Origin of the sequence: Streptomyces sp. AC555_RSS877, from assembly GCF_019049245.1 — a bacterium.
Lineage (GTDB): Bacteria > Actinomycetota > Actinomycetes > Streptomycetales > Streptomycetaceae > Streptomyces.
Genome location: NZ_JAGMUK010000054.1, coordinates 129,148 through 150,330, shown reverse-complemented (window position 1 = coordinate 150,330; position 21,183 = coordinate 129,148). Strand labels below are relative to the sequence as shown.

At 72.5% G+C, this 21,183-nt stretch carries 9 protein-coding genes; 1 reads left to right on the top strand and 8 read right to left on the bottom strand.

Translation table 11 applies throughout. The annotated features are described in order from the left end of the window. Positions 1 to 12 precede the first annotated feature (12 nt). From KUM49_RS24255 to KUM49_RS24240, 4 genes are all read right to left on the bottom strand, one after another. Positions 13 to 1,839, bottom strand: a complete 1,827-nt coding sequence (locus KUM49_RS24255; protein WP_217239033.1) for a gamma-glutamyltransferase family protein — start codon at positions 1,837 to 1,839, stop codon at positions 13 to 15. Positions 1,840 to 1,958: 119 nt separating this feature from the next. After that, positions 1,959 to 2,189: a hypothetical protein gene (locus tag KUM49_RS24250; protein WP_217239032.1), complete on the bottom strand. Its 231-nt coding sequence runs from the start codon at positions 2,187 to 2,189 to the stop codon at positions 1,959 to 1,961. Next, positions 2,186 to 3,763 (bottom strand): amidohydrolase, encoded by a 1,578-nt coding sequence (locus KUM49_RS24245; protein WP_217239231.1) that lies wholly within the window; start codon positions 3,761 to 3,763, stop codon positions 2,186 to 2,188. Before KUM49_RS24245 ends, KUM49_RS24250 begins: the two co-directional genes overlap by 4 nt. Before the next feature lie 7 nt (positions 3,764 to 3,770). After that, positions 3,771 to 3,983, bottom strand: coding sequence for an MbtH family protein (locus tag KUM49_RS24240; protein ID WP_217239031.1), 213 nt, complete (start codon positions 3,981 to 3,983; stop codon positions 3,771 to 3,773). An 88-nt stretch (positions 3,984 to 4,071) separates the two neighbouring features. On the opposite strand from KUM49_RS24240, the gene KUM49_RS24235 reads away from it, so the two are divergent. After that, a complete protein-coding gene (locus KUM49_RS24235; protein ID WP_217239030.1) occupies positions 4,072 to 5,163 on the top strand; it encodes an alpha/beta hydrolase-fold protein in 1,092 nt (363 codons plus the stop codon). Positions 5,164 to 5,230: 67 nt separating this feature from the next. Here the strand turns inward: KUM49_RS24235 and KUM49_RS24230 are convergent, their stop codons facing one another. The 4 genes from KUM49_RS24230 to KUM49_RS24215 form a co-directional block, all read right to left on the bottom strand. Continuing rightward, positions 5,231 to 7,234: an ATP-binding protein gene (locus KUM49_RS24230; RefSeq protein WP_217239029.1), complete on the bottom strand. Its 2,004-nt coding sequence runs from the start codon at positions 7,232 to 7,234 to the stop codon at positions 5,231 to 5,233. Positions 7,235 to 7,281: 47 nt separating this feature from the next. Next, complete coding sequence (locus tag KUM49_RS24225) at positions 7,282 to 8,094, bottom strand: MHYT domain-containing protein (protein ID WP_217239028.1); 813 nt, start codon at positions 8,092 to 8,094, stop codon at positions 7,282 to 7,284. A gap of 358 nt (positions 8,095 to 8,452) precedes the next feature. After that, positions 8,453 to 10,156, bottom strand: a complete 1,704-nt coding sequence (locus tag KUM49_RS24220; protein WP_217239027.1) for an ABC transporter ATP-binding protein — start codon at positions 10,154 to 10,156, stop codon at positions 8,453 to 8,455. Continuing rightward, entirely contained in the window at positions 10,143 to 21,128 is a 10,986-nt protein-coding gene (locus tag KUM49_RS24215) for a non-ribosomal peptide synthetase (protein WP_217239026.1), read from the bottom strand. The genes KUM49_RS24220 and KUM49_RS24215 overlap by 14 nt, the downstream gene beginning before the upstream one ends. Positions 21,129 to 21,183 lie beyond the last annotated feature (55 nt).

Here is a 21,183-nt window from a genome sequence, read left to right as displayed (position 1 = left end):
GCGGGGCCGGGTTCAGCGGCCCACCGCGTATCCCTGCATGCCCCGTGGATTCGCCGCCGCCGACAGGATCCCGGTCTCCGGGTCCCGTGCGACCGCGCACAGCCGGCCCTCCGACCAGGGCTCGCCGACGGTCACGTCGTGCCCGCGGCGCCGCAGCTCCGCCACCACGTCCTCGGGCGTGCGGGACTCCACGGTGACGCTGCCCGGGCGCATGCCGCGCGGGTAGAACGAGCCGGGGAAGCTGTCGTTGTGCCAGTTCGGGGCGTCGATCGCGCCCTGGAGGTCGAGTCCGCCCCGGACCCGGGCCCGCTGCGCGACCGCGAGGAAGAAGTGCAGCTGCCACTGGTCCTGCTGGTCCCCGCCGGGCGTCCCGAACGCCATGACCGGCACCCCGTCACGCAGTGCGATCGAGGGTGTGAGCGTGGTGCGGGGGCGGCGGCCCGGGGTGAGGGAGTTGGGCAGCCCCTCCTCCAGCCAGGCCATCTGGAGCCGGGTGCCGAGCGGGAAGCCCAGCTCGGGCACGACGGGGTTGGACTGCAGCCAGCCACCGCTGGGCGTGGCGGCGACCATGTTGCCCCAGCGGTCGACGACGTCGAGGTGGCAGGTGTCGCCCCGGGTGAGCCCGTCGGCACCGACCTCGGGCTCACCGGGCACCGGGGACGTGGGGTGTTTGGCGACGGTGGGCTCACCGACGCCGAGCGCGAGGGACCCGGCCATCTCGCCGGTCACCACGCGCGCGTGAGCGCACAGCCGCGGAGTGCGCCCGCCCGGACTGCCGGGCCGCAGCTCGCGGGACGCCTTGTCACCGACGAGCTGTCGCCGCCCCGCGTTGTACTCGTCGGACAGGAGCGCGGCGAGTGGCACCCCGGCCGCGTCGCCGTACCAGGCCTCCCGGTCGGCCATGGCGAGCTTGCAGCCCTCGATCAGCAGGTGGACGTAGTCGGCGGACCCGTACCGGGGCAGCTCGGGCGGCAGCAGTGCGAGCTGCTGCAGGAGGACCGGTCCCTGGCTCCAGGGGCCGGCCTTGCACACGGTCCAGCCGTTCCAGTCGTACGTCGCCGGCGTCTCGTAGGTGGCGGACCAGCCGGCGAGATCGGCGGCCGTGAGCGTGCCGGTGTGCCGCTCGCCGCTGGTGTCCATGGTGGGCCGCTGCGCCTGCCGCACCAGTGCCTCGGCGACGAATCCGCTCCGCCACACCTCCCGCGCGGCCTCGATCCGCGCGTCCCGGTCCCCGGCGCCGTCGACCTCTTCGAGCAGCCGCTTCCACGTGGCGGCAAGGGCGGGATTGCGGAACAGCTCACCCGGCCGCGGGGCCTTCCCGCCCGGCAGGTAGACCTCCGCGGACGACGTCCATGCCGTCTCGAACAACTCCCGGACGGAATCGACGGTCGCCCCGACGTTCTCCACGGGCGCGTGCCCGTGTTCGGCGTACCCGATGGCGTACTTCAGCACGTCCGCGAGGGACTTGGTGCCGTGGTCCCGCAGCAGGAGCATCCAGGCGTCGAAGGCACCGGGGACGGCTGCGGCGAGCGGCCCGGTACCGGGGACGAGGTCCAGCCCGAGCCCCTGGTAGTGCGCGACGGACGCCCCGCCCGGCGCGACGCCCTGCCCGCACAGCACGCGCACCTCGCCGCCCGCCGGGGCGAGCAGAATCGGCACCTCGCCGGCGGGCCCGTTCAGATGCGGCTCGACGACGTGCAGCACGAACGCCCCCGCGACGGCGGCGTCATACGCGTTCCCCCCGTCCTCCAGCACCGCCATCGCCGACTGCGAGGCCAGCCAGTGGGTCGAGGACACCATGCCGAAGGCGCCCTGGAGAGTGGGACGGGTGGTGAACATACGGCCTCTCACCTCGCTGTGTGCGCATCGACCGGAGACCGATGCTCCCCCGGCAGGCTATCGACCGCCCCGTCGGCGTGGTCGGCCCGGTGCGTGGCGGCGCGCGCCCGGCGTCCCGCTCACCCGCAGGGGCGGCCCGGATAGTCGTCGGTCTCGGGTACGCCGGCCTGGCGCATCCTGCGCAGCACCTCGGGCAGGAGCGACTCGTCGCCCGTGTCGGCCGGGCAGTTGGTCTCCCGGTCGAAGACCAGGCTCTCGCCGGCGGTGTGCCAGATGACCCAGCGGTACCGGGACCCGCCGTCGTCCCAGAGGTGCGCGTAGCTCTCCACAGCCGTCGTCTTCCGGCTCACGGCGCCGCCTTTCCTGTCCAGCGGCCGTCGACGTATGTCGCCACGACCTCGATGTCTGCGATGCGTGACGGATCGACGCGCCGGGGGTCGTCGCCGAGCACGACGAGGTCGGCGAGCTTGCCTGGGGTGAGGCTGCCGAGGCGGTCGTCCCAGTGGCAGGCGAAGGCGCCGGCGACCGTGTAGGCGCGCAGGGCCTCGTCGACGGTGAGGGCCTCGTCGGGGCCGATCACCTGGCCGGACTCGGAGGCCCGCTCGACCATGAACTGGATGGCTCGCAGCGGGGATCCGTCCGTGACGGGGCGGTCGGAACTGCCGACGAGCGTGATGCCCTGGTCCAGGAACGCCCTGCCGCGGTAGAGCCACGGGGCCCGCTCCTCCCCCATGATCGCCGCGTAGTCGTCGCCGAAGTAGCGCAGGAAGTTGGGCTGGACGACCGCGCTGACACCGAGCCGTGCGAAGCGCGGGAGCTGGTCGGGGCGGATCAGGCCGGCGTGCTCGATGCGGTGCCGGGCGCCGGGGCGCGGCCGCAGGCGCTGGGCGCGTTCCAGGGCGTCCAGGGCGATGTCGGCGGCGCGGTCGCCGATGGCGTGGACGGCGAGCTGCCATCCGGCGAGGTGGCCGTCGACGATCGTGTCCGCGAGCACGTCCGGGTCGTCCTGCAACTGGCCTGCGTGGCCGAGTCCTTCGTAGGGGCTGGTGAGCGCGGCGGTCCGGGCCATCATGCCGCCGTCGGTGAAGATCTTCAGCGCGCCCACACAGAGCCGGTCGTCGCCGAACCCGGTGCGCAGGCCGAGGTCGAGGGACCGCGGAATGCCGTCGGCCTCGTGTGCGGCGACCGGGTGCAGCCGGTCGGCGGACACCATGAGCTGCACGCGCAGCGGTAACAGGTCTTCTTCGCGGGCGAGTTGGTAGGCGCCCAGCTCGACCGGGCTGTGGCCCAGGAGGGTGCCGCCGATGCCCGCCTCGGCGCAGGCGGTGACGCCCTCGGCCAGGCAGGTCCGCGCGGCGCGCCCGATCGCCGCGGCCAACTCCCGCTGGGAGTACGGCAGGCGTAGTGCGCGGGCGGCGCCCATGGCGCCCTCGGCGAGGAAGCCGCCGTCGTGCGGGAGGTCGGCGGGGAGCAGGTCGAGCACGGCGGAGTTGACGACGCAGCCGTGCCCGGAGTCGTGCAGCACGAACAGTTTGTGTCCGTGGCTGACCGTGTCGAGTTCGGCGGCGGTCAGATGACGTCCCAGGGCCCGCTGGTCGTATCCGGCGATGCTCACCCAGGCTCCGGGTGTGCCCTTGCGGAGGACGGCCTCCTCCACGACAGCGAGCACGTCGTCGATCCGCGTGCACCCCTCGATGCTGGGGGTGTTCTCCTTGAACCCGGTCCAGGCCAGGTGCACGTGGGCGTCGATGAACCCGGGCAGCACGGTGGCTCCCTGCAGGTCGATCACCTCGCGTGCGGGCAGGGAGGTGACGGCCTCGTCCAGGCCGACGATCCGGCCCTGCCAGATGCCCAGGTCGTGGGCGACGGGATGGCCGGGGTCCATGGTGAGGAAGCGGGCGTTCGTCAGTCTGGTGCAGAGCACCACGGGGTCAGGCGTCCATGGACGTCGCGAGGGACCGAGGGCGCAGGTCGGTCCAGTTCGCCTCGATGAAGTCCAGACACGCCTCTCGGGTGTTCTCGTCGAGGACGACCGTCCACCCTCCGGGCACCTCGGCGAAGGACGGCCAGAGCGAGTGCTGGCCCTCGTCGTTCACGAGGACGAGGAAACGGCCGTCGGCGTCGTCGAAGGGATTGGTGCTCATCTGCGGTGCCTCCTGGGGAATAAGGTTAGGCTCGCCTTATCAAATGTGAGCTTAGCCTTCTCGCTTTCCGCTCCACAAGGAGACGTTCATGAGGTTGGTGGGGGAAGACACCTTCGCCGCGTTCGGACTGCCCGGCGCACCCGGCACCGACGCGTTCTGGGCGACCGCGAGGACACCCGCGTCGATACCCGACGGCGAGGGCTGGGTGACCCTGTTCCTGCGGCGCGGCTGCGAACCGGCGAGCGTCGGCTTCGAGAGCTGGTCGGAGCCGGTGCCGCTGCGCCGGTGGGGCGACACGGACTGCTGGTACGCCGAGGTGCGCATGCCCCCGCGGCTGCGCGTGACCTACCAGTTCCTCGTCGGCGACGCGGCCTGCGCCGACCCGCTCAACCCGGCCGGTGCGGGCGGTGACCGGTCCATCGCCGCGACCCCGGACACCCCGGCCCAGCCGCACTGGCCCGACCTCGGCGCCGACGACGTGCTGCCCGTCCCGCGCACCCGGATCCGCTGGAACAGCGCACGGCTCGGCGGGCGGCGCACCGTGCGGGTCCACCCGGCGGGCGGCGGCGGACCGGTGGTCCTGCTGCTCGACGGGGACGACTGGCTGTACCTGCACCCGGCCATGACCGCGTTCGACGCGGCCGTCGCCGGCGGCGAGCTGCCGCCGGTCACGCTCGTCTTCCTGCCGACCACGGACAGGGGGACCGAGTTCGGGTGCGCGCCCGAGCTGTGGGAGGCGGTCCGGGACGAACTGCTGCCGCTGGTGGCGGAATCCGGCGTACCCGCGGACCGGGACCGGCTGGTGGTCGCCGGGCAGAGCCTCGGCGGGCTCAGCGCCCTGTACGCGGCTCTGGAGTTCCCGGACCTGGTGTCCCGCGTCGCCTGCCAGTCGGGCTCGTTCTGGTGGACACCCGACGCCCCGGACCTGGCCGACCCCTTGGGCGGCCCGGTCGGCGGCACCATCGCCGCGCGCCTGCGGGAGCGCCCGGACCTGTCCGGTCTGCGGGTCGCGTTCGACGTGGGAGAACACGAGACGCGGATGCTGCCCCACTGCGAACTGACCGAGACCCTGGCGGAAGGGGCCGGTGCGACCGTACGGGTCTCCCGGTCACCGTCGGGCCACGACCGGGCGGGCTGGCGTCACGCCCTGCTCAGGGATGTCGCCTGGGCTCTCGCCTAGGGGCGGAGCTGCGAGCGGGGCGCCGGGCCGGCGCTACCGCCCGCTGCCCGGCGTCCTCGTGTCCTCGTCACCCTCGCTGCTGCGGGATCAACGCCGACGCGGGGGCCAGTGCCCGGCCGCCGTCCTGGCCGTCGGGGAGTGCCGCGTCGTGCACCGGCATGTCGTCCCGTATCAGGTCCTCGCGGATGAGGACGGCCGCCGTGGCGCCGCCGCCCGCCGAGGCGCGCAGCTCGACGCGCAGGCCCTGCCGGGCGGCGATGCGGTTGACCACGAAGAGTCCGATCTGCTTGGCGTCGAGCAGGTCGACGTTCTCGGACTGGATCTTGCGGTTGGCCTCGGCCATCGCCTCCTCGTTCATGCCGAAGCCGCTGTCCTCGATCTCGAGGAGGAGGCCGTCGCGCAGCCGGCCGGCCCGCAGCTGGACAGGGGCGCTGGGCGGTGAGAAGGAGGCCGCGTTCTCGACGAGTTCGGCGAGCAGGTGGATGACGTCCGCGACGGCGCCGCCGTGGAGGGAGACGCGAGGGACGGCCCAGATCTGGACCCGGCCCGGCTGCTCGATCTCCGCGACGGCGGCCCGCAGGACGTCCACCAGCGGGATCGGGTCGCGCCAGCCGCGTCCGGGCGCGACGCCGGACAGGATGAGCAGGCTCTCGGAGTGGCGGCGCATCCGGGTGGCGAGGTAGTCGACCTGGTACAGGTCGTGCGTCTCCGCCGGGTCGCGCGGGCGCTGCTCCAGCTGGTGGAGCAGGTCGAGTTGGCGGTGCAGCAGCACCTGGCTGCGACGGGCGAGGCTGACGTACACGCCGGAGATGCCGTGGAGCAGGTCGGCGCGCTCGGAGGCGGCCTTGAGCGCGGCCCGCTGCACGGCGGTGAGTGCGCTGCCCACCTGGGCGAGTTCGTCGCCGACGAGACGGCGCATCGGGGCCTCGGCGTCGATGTCCACGCCCTGCCCGGCGTGCAGCCTGCGCATGGCCCGCGGCAGCCGGCGTCCGGCGACCTCCAGGGCGGAGTTGCGCAGGTCGAGCAGTTCGACGATGAGGCCGCGGCCGACGCCCACGGACACGAGCAGCGACAGCAGCACGCCCACCAGGCCGAGGATGACGGCGATGCCGGAGGCGCCCAGCGTGTCCCAGCCGAAGGGGTTCGCCTTGGCCGTGGCGCCCGTACCGGCTCCCGACTGGGCCTCGGCGAGGCCCTTCAGCACGGCGTCGGCGGCGTTGTCCCAGTCCCTCAGGAAGTCCGCGGAGACGACCGGGGTGCCGGGTCCGGCGCCGCGTACCCGGTCCTCGCCGGCCGCGAGACTGTCGTAGCTCCCGCTCTTCAGCACCGCGTCGTACGCCGCCCGGTGCGCCGGTTTCAGATCCGCGACCGCGGGCTTCAGGAGCTCCCGCTGGGTGGCGACGGCGCCGGCGAACTGCGCGTACTGCTCCGTGGTGAGTTTCCCGGCCCCGCTCCCCGCGGCGAGGAGGGCCTGTTCCCGGGCCACGGCCTCGCGGGCGCGGGCGAGTTCGAGGACGACCCGTGCCTCGGATGCGGCGTGGGTGCCGTTCTCGCCGGTGAGCGCGCCGGTGACGGCGAAGGCGTGCTCGATGACCGTCGAGTATCCCGTGAACGCCGTCTGGGCGGCGCCCTTCGCGTCGGTCCGCGCGCGCAGCGCTGTGAGTCCGCCCGCGTCGGTCTCCAGGCGGTCGATGCGGGCGGGCAGTCCGGCGTCGAGGAGCTCGGCGTCCGCGGTGGCGGCGTCGGCGCCGTTGCGGAAGGCGGTGGCGGCCTTGTCGGTGGCCTTCCGGGCCTGCTCGACCGCGTCGAGGCCGGCCGGGTCCGGCGCGGCGGCACGGCGTGCGCCGGCGGTCCGCTCGGCCTGCAGCGCGGTGACGAACTCGTCGACCGGGGCGAGGAGTTCGGCGTTGACGTCCTTGACCCGCTCGGTGTCGCCGATGCTGGAGGCCGTGGTCACCGCGGCGAAGCCCCACAGCGCCATGAGGGACACGATGGGCAGCATGAGCAGGGCGACGATCTTGGCCCGGACCGATCTGGGACGCAGCCGTTCCGTTGCACGGGCGACAGACATGGGATACCTCTTCGAAAGTGTGCGGTGCGGCTGTGCGGACGTACGGCTCAGGCGGTCGCGCTGGTGGCGGCGGGCGTGGCGGCGGTCGCGGTGGAGAGCTCGACCTCGCGCAGCAGTTCGGCGGCGACGGACTCGGCGCGCTTGCCGGTCGGGGAGAGCGCGACGTACGCGGAGGTCAGGAAGAGGAACGAGCCGAGCACGACGGCGAGCGGGAAGAGGAACTCGGTGGCCGTGGCCCCGGGCAGCTCGGCGCTGCTGGGCGCGAGGCTGACGTCGACGGCGTACATGGCGGTGTAGTGCATGCTGCTGACCGCGAGCCCCATGACGAGCGCGGCGGCGGTCGCGAGGACGGGACCGCGCACGATGAGGGTGAGAGTGAGCGCGGCGGTCGCGGCGACGACGGCGATCACGACGGAGGTGACGACGAGGAACGGGTCGTACACGACGGTGCCGTGCAGGTTGAGCGCGGCCATGCCGGTGTAGTGCATGGCGGCGACGCCCAGTCCGGTGCCGAGCCCGCCGAGCGCCACCGACGTGACGCGCGAGCGCCCGTACCCGGCGGTGAAGACGCCGGCACTGACGACGGCGATGGCGATGACGAGGCTGAGGACGGTGAGCGGGACGTCGTAGCGGATCGGGGTACCCTCGACGCCGAAGCCCATCATCGCGACGAAGTGCATGGTCCAGATGCCGGAGCCGATCGCGAACGAGGCCAGCAGCAGCCAGTTCCGTTTCGAGGCACCGTCGGCCTCCAGGGCCCTGACCGTGCACCGCAGGCCGAGCGCCGAGCCGACGCAGGCCATGACGTAGGAGAGGACGGGGGTGACCCATCCGGCGCTGAAATGGTCCATGTGTCCCACGGGGAAACCCCTCTCGTCCGCCGGGCGGAGAGCTCAGCGCGCACGTCGGTACCGCCGGTAACAGAGACCCGGGGGAACGAGATCGCGCCACTGCTTGCCGGAGGTCGGTGAGGGTTAAAGTACTGCGGTGTGGGTTACGGACCCGTTTGCACGCAAGTGCTTCACATACCCCTTACGGGGCCTGTACTTCCGCCGCGGAAGCGGCTCATCCGCGCCACACGCCGCCCGGGCCGTCGCCGATCCGGGCAGCGGAACGTCCGAGACGGCGGCGCTCCGCGCACCCCCGGCATGGCCGAAAAGTGTGCAAGAAGCGTTCATCGAGACGCGCTTGACCGCGACCACCGTCCGCTGCGGCGGGTCACCGGGCCACCGCCAGGCAGTAGTCCTCGTCCGTGGCCAGGAGGGTGCGATGGGTGCCCTCGGCGGTGATGACACCGTCCTCCAGGACGAGGACACGGTCGGCGGCGTCCAGGAGGGCCGGGCTGCTGGTGATCACGATGGTGGTGCGCCCCCGGCGCAGCTTCGCGACGTTGCGCGCGATGAGCTGTTCGGTGACCGCGTCGACGGCTGTGGTCGGGTTGTGCAGGACGAGGACGTCGGTGTCGGCGGCGAGGGCGCGGGCCAGGGAGAGCCGTTGGCGCTGGCCGCCGGAGAGGTTCGCGCCGCGGTCGCGGACGGCGTGGTCGAGGCCTTCGCGGTGAAGGGCCACGACGTCGGTCAGCATGGACGCCTCGACGGCTTCGGGGATCATCCGGCTGGTGCCCGACGGGTCGATGTTCGTCCGGAGGGTACCGGCGAAGATCTCCCCGTCGTACGGGTTCACCAGCATGTGCTCGCGGACCGCCTCGACCGACAGGTCCGCGATCTCCTGCCCGCTGACCCGCACCACTCCCTCGTACGCGTGCGGCGGCACGCTCACGGCCAGGATCGACGCGAGGTCGGCCGCCGCCCTCGGCTGGTAGGCGGCGATCGCCACGAACTCGCCGGCGGTCACCTGCAACTTCAGCTTGCGCAGCAGCCCGTACCGGACGCAGTCGACTTCGAGGTCCCCGCCCGCGGCCGGACGCTGCGGTCCAGGGGTCGTCACCGGCGGCGCGGTCAGCACCAGCGCCATCCGTTCGGCCGAGGCGCGGGCCATCATCACGTACTTCGGCATCTCCGAGAACAGTTTGAGCGGTTCCATGATGAACTGCGCCAGCCCCACGGCCATGACGAGTTCCCCGATGGTGATCCGGCCCTCGAACGCCAGCCAGCCCGCCGTCAGGGTCACGGCGGCGGCGAGGACCGCGTTGAGGGCCAGCGCGGTGCCCGCGTACACGCTGTTCACCCGGGCGACGGTGATCGCCTGGTGTTTCGCCTCCGTGCTGACCTTCCGGTAGGACCGGAACGCCGCGTGGTTGCCGCCGAAGCCGTGCAGCGGGCGCAGGCCGATGATCAGGTCGGCGACCTTGGCGCCCGCCCGCGCCACCCGGGCCTGCTGTTCGCGGGTACTGGCGCCGATCCGCTTGGACATCACGCTCAGGATCGACAGGATCGCGACGGTTCCCACGATCACCAGCAGGCCGAGCCGGACGTCGGCCAGGCCCAGCGCGACAGCCGCGATCACGACCGCGACCAGCGAGCTGATCAGCAGCGGCACCACCTCGATGATGTCGGCGGTCTGGTCGGCGTCCTCGGTGGCGATGGTCAGCACCTCACCGGACTTGAGGTCGACGTCCCTGGCCACCGGCTGGAGTCCGCAGGACGCGACCCGCACCCGCCAGCGGTGCGCCTCGGTGGTGTTGGCCTTCTGCAGGATGCGCATCCCGAACCGCCACGACAGCGACACGGTCGTGATGATCACGGCGAGCGCACCGATGGACAGGGCGAGCGAGCCGAGGTTCCGGTCCCCCTTCATCGTGTGTTCGACGATCAGGCCGAGCGCGATGGGGAAGGCGGTCTCCCCCGCCTGGTACAGGCCCATGAGGACGGTGCCCCAGACCATGGCGCCCACGTTGCGGCGCAGTGCGGTCCGGAGGATGTCGGACCCCGGGTGGGGCCGCTGCGTGTCAGGAGTTGTCATCGTGGTGGTCATCGAGGTGGCGGGCAATCGCTTCCGGGGTTCGCAGGGTGAACAGGTCACGGATCGTGACCACGGGGCCGTACTCCCGGCGGAGCAGCCCGATCAGCCGCACCGCCAACATGGAGTGTCCTCCGAGGGACACGAAGTCGCTCACCGCGCTCACCTCGTCGTCGTCCAGGTCCAGTGCCTCGGCGAAGAACTCGCACACCGTGGTCTCGGTCTCGGTCTCGGGGCCGCGCTCCGCCGCCGTGGTCAGCGCGCCCAGCGGCTTGGCCTCCGGCAGCGCCTTGGTGTCAGCCTTCCCGTTCACGGTGAGCGGGATGCTGTCGACCTGGGCGTAGTGGGTGGGGCGCAGGAAGTCCGGCAGCCCGGCGCCCACTTCGGCGGCGACCGCCGCCAGATCGGCGGCGCCGTCGAGCACGAGGTAGGCGGCCAGCCGGTACGCCCCGTCGACCTGCGGGTCGGGCTGGGCGACCGCGGCGACGAACCGCACCGCCGGGTGCGCCGCGAACGAGGCCTCCACCTCGCCGAGTTCGACCCGGTGGCCGCGGATCTTGACCTGCTGGTCGGTGCGGCCCAGGTACATCAGGTTCCCGTCGGGCCGCCGGATCACCAGGTCCCCGGTGCGGTACATGCGTTCGCCGGGTGCGCCGAAGGGGCAGGCGACGAAGCGGTGCGCGGTCTGGGCGGGCTGCCCGAGATAGCCGCGCGCGATGCCGATGCCCGACACGTACAGCTCGCCTGGGACCCTGTCCGGCAGGGGACGCAGCCACGGATCCAGCACGTACACGTCGGTGTTGTCGATCGCGACGCCCACCACCGGGTCCTGGCATTCGAAGGTGCCGACGCCGAGGGTGTTGATGGTGTACTCGGTGGGTCCGTACAGGTTGTAGCCGACCGTCCCCTCGGTCTCCGCGAGCCGCTGCCACAGCGTCGGGGTGACGGCCTCCCCGCCCAGCAGCACCAGTGCCGGCCGCCGTGCCGGGTTGTCCAACAGGCCCTCGGCGACGAGCTGTTGTGCGTAGGTCGGGGTCACGTTGATGACGTCGATGCCGTGTTCGAGGCAGTACTCGACCAACCGGGGTGCGTCGCGGCGCAGTTCCTCGTCACAGATGTGCACCTCGTGGCCGTCGGCGAGCCACAGCAGCTCCTCCCACGACATGTCGAACGCGAACGACACGGTGTGCGCGATCCGGAAGACCCGGTGGCCGTGCTGCGCCAGCACCGGCTCGAAGATGCGGCGCTGGTGGTTGATCAGCATGTTGGTGAGCCCGGCGTACTCGGTCACCACGCCCTTGGGCTTCCCGGTCGATCCGGAGGTGTAGATGGTGTACGCGGGGTGCCGCAGGCGGTCCGGGTCGTCCGGCGCGAACGTGAGATACGGCTCGGCCTCGGGCAGCGGGCGGTCCAGCTCGATCAGGTCCGCCCGATCGCCGGTCAGCCGGGGCGATACGGCACTCACCGTGAGGATGACCTCCGGGCGTGCGTCCGCGACGATAGCGGCGATCCGCTCGTCCGGGTGGTCCAGCTCCAGCGGCACGTACGCGGCGCCGACGCGCAGTACGGCGAACAGCGCCACGATCGAGTCGAGCGAGCGCGGGATCGCGAGGCCCACGGTCGTCTCGGGGCCGATGCCGCGCCGGGCGAGCACACCCGCCACCGCACGGCTGCGGTCCCGGAGCCCCGCGAAGGTCATGGTCTCGCCGTGGGCGACGAGCGCGACCCGCTGCGGGTCGCGGTCCGCCGCCCGGTCGAACCGGTCGACGACGGTGTCCGTGCCGACGTCCGTACGCGCTTCCCGCGAGGGCTCGGGCCCCAGCCCCCGCAAGGCGCCGACCGGACCGGTCGTCCGGGCCAGGTCCTCGAGTACGCGCAGGTAGTCGTCGAGGAGACGACGAGCGCTCCCGGTGTCGCCGTCGCGGTGCTCAAGCTTGACCGTGAGCCGTTCGCCGGGCGTGACGACCCACGTGAACGGATAGTGGGTGGAGTCGTCGGCCTTCACCGAGGTGATGCCGTGCCGGGCGTTCATCTCGGCGAACGCGTCCAGGTCCAGGAAGTTCTGGAGCACGAACAGGTTGTCGAACAGGGTGTCGTGCCCGCTGGCCCGCTGGATCTCGCCGAGGCCCAGGTGCTCATGCTCCATCGCCTCGACCCTGGCCGCCTGTACGGCCGTCAGGTACTCCCGGACGGTGTCGTCCGGCCGTGCTCGCGTCCACAGGGGCACGGTGTTGAGCAGCACGCCGACGACCTCGTCCAGGCCCTCGCCCTCCCGGCCGGAGACGGTCACGCCGAACACGGCGTCACCGCGGCCCGTGTGCGCGCCGAGCAGCAGGCCGAACGCGCCGGTCAGCACCGAGTTCAGGGTGACGCCGTGTGCCCTGGCCGCTTCCCGCAGCAGGTCCGACTGTTCGGCGGACAGGGTGTGCACGAGTGCGCGCGGCAGCTCGTCCGGAAGGGACGGCGCCGGTCCGGCGAGCAGCGTCGGGCCGGGGAGGCCGGCCAGGTGCTCCGCCCAGAAGCGTTCCGATACGGCGGGGTCCTTGGCGTCGAGCGCCCGGGCGTAGTCCTCGAAGCTCGGCGTGGCCGGGGCCGCGTCCAGCGGCTCGCCCGCGACGACGGCCTGGTAGGCGTCGAAGAGGTCCCGCAGCACGATCTCGCGGGACCAGCCGTCCCACAGCAGCAGGTGGTAGCTCAGCAGCAGGCCGTCGCGGCCCTCGGGCAGGCGCACCACGGTCACCCGGATCAGCGGCGGCTCCCCCGGGTCGAAGCCGGTGTCACGGTCCCGGGCACGCAGGGCCTCGACCTCCGCCTCCGTCGCCAACTCGACCGTGCGGACGGTGACTTGTCTCCCGGCGCTGAGGACCTGGACCGGGTTCCCGTCGTCGTCGGTGGTGAAGCCGGCGCCCACGACGGGATGACGGGCGATCACGTACGCCATCGCCTCGGCCAGCGCGTCGGTGTCCAGGCGCCGGTCGAAGGTGAACCAGCTCTGGGCGACATAGTGTCCGGCCGTGCCGGCCATCTGGGCCTGGAAGAACAGACCGCGCTGGAGCGGGGTGACCGGTGCCGTGCGCTCGGCCGTCACGGAGGCGTCCGCGAGGTGTTCCAGTGCGCTCAGCCAGTGTTCGGTGATCTCGTCGGGGATGCCCTCGGCGAGAGTGAACGCCGCGTGCAGGCTTCCGGTGGCCGCGTCGGTCCACGCGTTGACCTCGACGGCGTAGGGGCTGCCCTGGTCGCCGCCGGTGATGTGCAGCGCCTGGGACTCGCTGCCCCGGCCGAGGTAGTTGAACAGCACCTGCGGGCGGGCTGTCAGCAGCGAGGCCGTCTGCGGGTTGAGGTACCGGAGTTGGCCGTAGGCGACGTGCGCGCACTCGTCCGGCTGGCGTTCGGCCACCTCGCGTGCCGCCGCGACGGGGTCGCTGTGCGCGGTGAGCCGTACGGGGGCGATGGAGGTGAACCACCCGACCGTACGGGTGTAGTCGTGGTGCTCCAGCGCCGGCACCCGGCCGTGCCGTTCCAGCTCGATCGCGAGATCGGTGGGCGACGGCTGGACACGGGTCAGCGCGGTGCGCAGGGCACCGCACAGCAACTCGGTGAGACCGACACCGAATGCGGCGGGGGCGGTGCGGGTCAGGCGGTCGCTCGCTTCGGGGGCGAGCACGACCGTGCTCTCGCGCAGGCCCTCGACCTCGGGCAGCAGCGCGGGGGCCCGGAGCGTGGTCGCCCAGTGGCCGAGGTCGTCGATGACCTCGGTGGACCGGGAGTTCAGTGCTTCGGCGTATTCGGCGTAGGAGGTGGTCGGCGGTGCCAGGGGCTCACCGCGCAGGGCGGTGGCCAGGTCGTCCAGCAGGACCAGCCAGGACACCGAGTCGACGGCCAGGTGGTGCACGGTGACCACCAGGGTCCGGCTCGTCTCCAGCCACGAGAACGCGATGACGTCCCCGGACTCCGGGTCGAGCCGTCCGGCGGCCTCGTTCGCCGCCGTCGCCGCGTCGGTCGTGTCCGGTCGTACGACGGTGACCTCGCGGGCGGGTTCGGTGCGCAGCGCCCACACCCCGTGCTCGACGCGCAGCCGCAGCCGGAGGGCCGGGTGCGCGGCCACGACGGCGTTCGCGGCGCGCCCGGCGTCCGCGAACCCGGTGCCCTCGGGCGCCGTCAGCGCCCTGGCCTGGGCGAACCGGGCGAGCGATCCGCCGAGTTCCCGCTGGCGCAGAATGATCGGCGTGGGCGGCAGTGGGCCGTCCGCGCGGCGGGCGGGCGCGGTCGCGGCGGCCTGCGGTGTGCGCGGTGCGTGTGTCGCCAGGTGTTCGGCGAGAGCGCGCGGGGTCTTGTACAGGAACACGTCCCGTGGCGCGATCGGCAGGCCGAGCGCCCTGGCCCGGTTGATCACGGTGATGGCGACGATGCTGTCGCCTCCGGCGCGGAAGAAGTCGGTGTCGGCGTCCACGACGGTGCCGGGCAGGGTGTCGGCGAAGACGTCGACCAGGGCAGCGAGTGCGGAGTCCGGTGACGAATCCGCGGGCCGGTGGGGGCTGGTCGCGCCCCGCGGCGGAGCCGCATATGGATTCAGCCCCGCGCCCCCAAGGGGCGCGGCCGCGCGCTCGATCAAAGCCTTCCGGTCCAGCTTGCCGTTGACCGTCAGCGGCAGCGCGTCGACCGGCAGCACCCGGCCCGGCACCATGTGCACGGGCAGCTTCGCGGACAGCGAATCGACGAGGTCACCGGGCACCCGGCCCACGACGTGCGCGACCAGGTGGTCGCCGCTGTCCGCCACGGTGACGGCCACGTCGACCACGCCGTCGAGTTCCCTGACCGCGGCCTCCACCTCGCCCAACTCGATCCGGAAGCCCTTGAGCTGGACCTGGTCGTCGGCGCGGCCGGCGAACTCCAGCTCGCCGTCGAGGGTGCGGCGGGCGAGGTCGCCCGTGTGGTACATCCGGGAGCCGTCGCCGGCGAACGGGTTCGCCACGAACCGGCCCGCGGTGAGCCCCGGCCTGCCCAGGTAGCCGAGCGACACCTGGTCGCCGGCGACGTAGATGGCTCCCACCCGGCCCGGCGGCACCGGCCGGAGCCGGTCGTCGAGCAGGTAGGTGACCAGGCCGGGGATCGGACCGCCGATCGGACTGACGTCGTCCCCGTCGAAGTCCTCGTCCGTCAGCACCCGGTGGGTGACGTGGACGGTGGTCTCGGTGATGCCGTACATGTTGACCAGCTCGGGCGCACCGGTGCCGTGCCGCTCGACCCAGCCGCGCAGCCGCCCGAGATCCAGCGCCTCGCCTCCGAAGATGATCCGGCGCAGGGCGGTGACCGGCTCGTCGGCATGCCGGTCGGCCTCGATGAACTGGTAGAACGCCGAGGGCGTCTGGTTGAGCACGGTCACCGAACGCTCGCGGACCAGCCGGTGGAAGTCGACCGGGGAGCGGGTCAGCGCGTAGTCCGGCACCAGCAGCTCACCGCCGTGCGCCAGCGCGCCCCACAGCTCCCAGACCGCGAAGTCGAAGGAGAAGGAGTGGAACTGGACCCACACGTCGTGCGGACCGAACTCCATGCCGGGCCGGGTGTTCGCGAGCAGGGTCACGACGCTGGAGTGCGGGACGACGACGCCCTTGGGACGGCCGGTCGATCCGGAGGTGTAGATCACGTACGCGGGGTCGTGCCAACCGGCCTCGGCCGCGGCGGTGTCCCCCACCGGCAGCTCGTCCCCCTGTACGAGCACGCGGGCCGGCACGCCCGCCCGGGCCAGCAGTTGCGTGAAGCGGTCCCGCTGCTCACGCTCCACGAGGACGACCTGCGGGGCGGCGTCGGCGAGGATGTACTCCAGCCGGTCGTCCGGGTAGGCCAGGTCCAGCGGTACGTACGCGCCGCCCGCGGCGACGATCGCGACCAGGGCGACGACCTGCTCGACGGAGCGCGGGACGGCGACGGCGACCCGCTGGCCCGGCCCGACACCGGCCCCGCGCAGGACGGCCGCCAACTCGTTCTTCGCGTCCGCCAGTTCGCCGTAGGTCAGCGACCGGGTGCCGCCGTCGAGACCGCACTGGGTGACGGCGGTGGCGGCCGGGTCGCGGCGCGCGGCGGCGTCGAACAGCCCGCCCAGGGTCGTCGGAGTGATCGGCGCGGGACGCCGGTCGCTCTCGGCCGCCAGGCCGTCGACGAGGGCGTCCGGCCGGGTGAGCAGGCCGGTGAGGGTCGAGGTGAACGTGCGCAGGATCGTCCGAGCGCTCGCCTCCCGCAGCAGCTCACCGTCGTAGATCAGCTGGAAGCGCGGACGGCCGTCGAGCGTGCGCTCCACCACCAGCGTCAACGGGTAGTGCGGGGCTCCCTCGTTCGCGATGTCGGTGATGACCAGCGTGTCGTCGGGTCCCCGCAGGGCGTTCGCATCGGTCGCCACGTCGAACACCACGAGGGTGTCGAACAGTGAGCCGGCGCCGGCCTGGCGGCCGATCCTCGCCAGCGAGACGTGCTGGTGCGGCAGCACCGCCCCCTGGTGTGCCCGCACGGAGGCGAGCAGCTCGCGGGAGGTGGTCGTGCCGGTCCACCGGGCGCGTACGGGGATCGTGTTGATGAACAGACCCACCATGTCCTCGATGCCGCTCACGTCGGCGTCGCGTCCGGACACCGTGGAGCCGAACACCACGTCCGTGCCGTGCAGGAGGCCGCCCAGCGTCACCGCCCAGGCGCTGTGCACGGCCACGCTCAGCGGGACGCCGGCCGTCCGGACGGCCGCGTCGATGTCGTCCCCCGGCTCCACGGCGGTGTCGGCGAACCGGTCGGAGGGGGTGTGCCCCTCGGCGACCAGCGACGGGCCGGGCAGCTCGGCGAGCTCCTCGCGCCATACGCGGTCGCTCTCGTCCTCGTCGCGCCCGGCGAGCCAGTGCACGTAGTCGGGGAAGCCGCCGAGCGGGTAACGGGTGCCCGGCGCGTGGTACTCGGCCAGCAGCGCGCGGAGCATCGGCGGCACCGACCAGCCGTCGGCGATGATGTGGTGCACGGTCTGCACCAGCACGTGCCGGCCGGAGCCCGCGCGGATGAGCGTGTACCGCATGAGCGGGCCGGTGGCCAGGTCGAACCCGGCGCGGCGGTCCCGCTCGGCCAGGTCGCGTATCTCGTCGTCGGTGATGCCGGGACGGTCCAGCGTGGTGAAGGGCGCCTCCACGCCGCTCTCCAGCACGGAGACCACACGGCCGTCGGCGAGGGCCACGAACCGGGCGGCCAGGTTCGGGTACAGGGTGAGCAGCCGGGTGGCCGCCGCCGCGAGCCGGCCGGCGTCCACCTCACCGTCCAGGGTGAGCAGTTGCTGCTCGACGTAGGCACCCGCCGAGTCGTCGTCGAAGACCGAGTGGAAGTACAGGCCCTCCTGCAACGGGGTCAGCGGCAGGATGTCCCGCAGCGCCGGTCCGTCCAGGGCGTCGACGTCGGCCTGCGTCAGCTGCACCAGGGCGAAGTCACTGGGAGAGTGGCCGCCCTGGTCGAGCGCGGCCAGTCCGGCGAGGGCCGTCCGGAAGTAGGCGCCGAGGGTCGTGATGTCCTGGTCGGTGAACATCCCGTCGGGCCAGGAGAGGGTGGTGACCAGCTCGTAGTCGCCGCCGTCCGGGGCGGGTTCGGCGATCGCGTTGAACTCCAGGGCACGTGGCAGGCGCATCCTCGGGTCGCGCTTCTCGCCCAACTGTCCGGTGGTCTTGGCGAGTTGCCAGTCGCCCAGGGCGCCCGCGTCGAAGCGGCCCAGGTAGTTGAACAGCACCTGCGGTGCGGGCGCGTCGAACTCGGTGTGGGTCAGGTAACGCAGGGCGCCGTAGGAGACACCGTTGTCCGGCACCCGGGCGAGGTCTTCCTTGACCGCCTTGAGCGCGGCGGCCAGGTACTCGGGTGCGGTGAGGTCGGCCGCCGCGCCGGGGTCCACGGTCACCGGGAACAGGGTGGTGAACCAGCCCACGGTCCGCGACAGTTCCGGCTCGAAGCCGGCGGTGCTCGCCACGAACTGCCCTTCACGCCCGTGGCCTTCGAGTTCGATGTGCGCGAACGTCTGGTCCTGGCCGAGGTCGCGGCGCCACCGGGCGAGGGTGACGGCGAGCGCGGTCAGCAGGACGTCGTTGACGCCGGCGTGGAACTTCGCGGGAATCTCGCCCAGCAGGGCGGCCGTGACCTCGGGTCCGACCGAGACGGTCCGCACCCGCTCCCCCGCGACGGTGTCGGCTTCGGACAGCGGGCGCCTGCCCACCGGTCGGTCCTCTCCCGGCAGGGGACGCCAGTAGAAGGAACCGTCCGCGTCGAAGGCCGCGCGCTCCATCAACTGCGTCCAGCGCCGGAACGACGTGCCCACCGGGGGCAGTTCGATCGGAGCGCCCGAGGCGAACTGCCGCCACGCCGTGGCCAGGTCCTCCATCAGGACCCGCCAGGACACGCCGTCGATCACCACGTGATGGGCGACCACGACCAGCTGCCGCGCCTCGCGGCGCCAGACGGCACGCAGCATCACGCCGCCCGCCGGGTCCAGTTCTCCGGTGGCGAGCGCGACGCACTCGTCGAGCGGCCGGTCGCTCTCCTTCCACCCGGCTGCGGCCCGGTCCGCCTCCGGGATGTCGAAGCTCCAGCGGTCGCCGCGCACCAGCTTGGCGCGCAGCATGTCGTGCCGGCCGACCACGGCGGCGAGGATCCGGTCGAGGGCGTCGGCGGTCAGGTCGGCGGGGGTGTTCAGCACCACGGACTGGACGAAGCCGTCGATCGCGTCCGTGGTCTCGCCGAGCCACTGCACGATGGGCGATCCGACGACGGACCCGGTCGCGACGTCGGCGTGGTCCACGGTGGAGACGTCCTCACGGCCGGCCACCGCCGCCAGCGCTCCCGTCGTGCTGTGGGTGAAGATCTGCCGTGCCGTGACGTAGAGACCCGCCTCGCGCAGCGCGCTCAGCAGCGAGATCGCCAGAATGCTGTCTCCGCCGAGCTGGAAGAAGTCCTGGTCGACACCGACCTCCTCCAGCCGCAGCACGGACGCGACCGCCGCGCACACCGCGCGCTCGTTCTCGGTGCTGGGCGGTATGAGGGAGCCCGTCCCGATCGTGGGCTCCGGCAACGCGTTCCGGTCGAGCTTGCCGTTCGCGGTGAGCGGGAACTCCCGCATCACGACGATGTGGGCGGGCACCATGTACTCCACCATGTGCTCGGTGGCCCACGCCTTGACCTCGTCCGCCCGCAGGTCCTCGCTCCCGGCGGCCGGGATCACGTATCCCACCAGATAGGTGCCGCCGGCCGTGTTCTTCTTCGCGACGACGCAGGTGTGCCGTACCCCGGGGTGCTCGGCGAGACCGACCTCGACGTCCTCGATCTCCAGCCGCATACCGCGGATCTTGATCTGGTTGTCGGCCCGGCCGAGGAAGTCCAGCGACCCGTCCGGGGCGAAGCGCGCGAGGTCACCGGTGCGGTACAGCCGGGACCCGTCGTCGGCAAAGGGGTTGGCCACGAACCGGGAGGCCGTCAGGCCGGGCGCGCCCACGTACCCGCGTCCCAGGAGGAAGCCGCCCACGTACAGCTCGCCGCCGACCCCGACGGGGACCGGGCGCAACTCGTCGTCCAGGACGTACAACTGGGTGTTGGGGTTGGCCTTGCCGATCGACGTCGACAGGCGTTCCGCCGCGCCCCGGTAGATGACGTGCGAGACGCCGATCGTCGTCTCGGCCGGGCCGTAGCCGTGGTACATGGGAATGTCGAGCCGGGTGCGGAACCGCTCGTACAGCTCCGGGGTCAGCACCTCGCCGCCGCACCACACGTGCCGCAGGCTGTCCAGCTGCCCGGAGTCGCCCGCGATCTCCAGCAGCACGTCCAGCATGGAGGAGACCAGGTAGGTGAAGGTGACGCGGTGTCCGGCGATCACGCTCAGCAGGTGGTGCGGGTCGCGTTCACCGCCGGGCCGCAGGACCACCAGCCTGCCGCCGGACACCAGCGGCAGGAAGATCTCGTTGATGGAGATGTCGAAGGACAGCGGCGCCTTGAACAGCGACGCGTCGTCATGGCCGAAGCCCAGGATCTCGTCGACCTGCCACAGCAGGCGCTCACTGATCGCTTCGTGCCGGATCATCGCGCCCTTGGGCCGCCCGGTCGAACCGGACGTGAAGATGACGTAGGCCAGGGCGTTGCCGGGGACGGCGACCTCGGTGCCCTCGGTGGGACAGGCACCGAACTTCCAGTCGCCGAGGTCGACGGCCACGGCTTCCGGTTCACCCGGATCGTGCTCGCCCAGGGCGTTGAGCTGCAGCACGACCCGGGCGTCCTCGATGACGACGGCCCGGCGCGCGGCGGGCCACTGCGGATCGAGCGGCACGAACGCGCATCCGGCCTGGAGCACGCCGAGCAGCCCGATCACCATGTCGGCGGAGCGGCCCAGGGAGATGCCGACGACCTGTTCGGCGGTGAGTCCGCGTTCCATCAGATGGTGGGCCAACTGGGCCGACATGTCGGCTGCCTGACGGTAGGTCAGCGACCGGTGCTCGTCGACCACGGCGACGGCGTCCGGCCTGGTCCGCGCCTGCTCGCGGAACATCTCCACGATGGTCGGGCGGACCCGGTCGGCCCGGGTGTCGTTCCACTCGGTCAGGGCCTCGAGCCTGGCCGCCGGTCCGGACGGGCCGATGGTGCCGATGGGCCGGTCCGGGAAGTCGGCCAGGTCGTCCAGCGCGAGCTGCGCCTCGGCCGGCACCACGTCTTCCGGGACGGCGATGCTCCAGCCGCTCCCGCCGTCCGTGCCGACCGCCCAGCCGCCGGGCCCGTCCCCGCCGTTGTCGACCCACCCGAGGACGTCGGCGAAGAGCGTGCCGGGGGTGAGGTCGATGCCTGCGGGGCTCCGGCCGGTCGCCCAGTACGACAGCCCGATCGCGCACGCTTCGGCGATGGTCCGGTCGGAGAAGTCGCCGGTTCGCCGGCGCACGTCGGCCAGTCGCGCGGGAGAAAGCAGTACGAGACGAGCGCTCGGTTCCACCATCGAAGACTCAGCGCCCCTTCCAAGGCATGAAAGTTGGCCCAACCTGCTCAGGGAT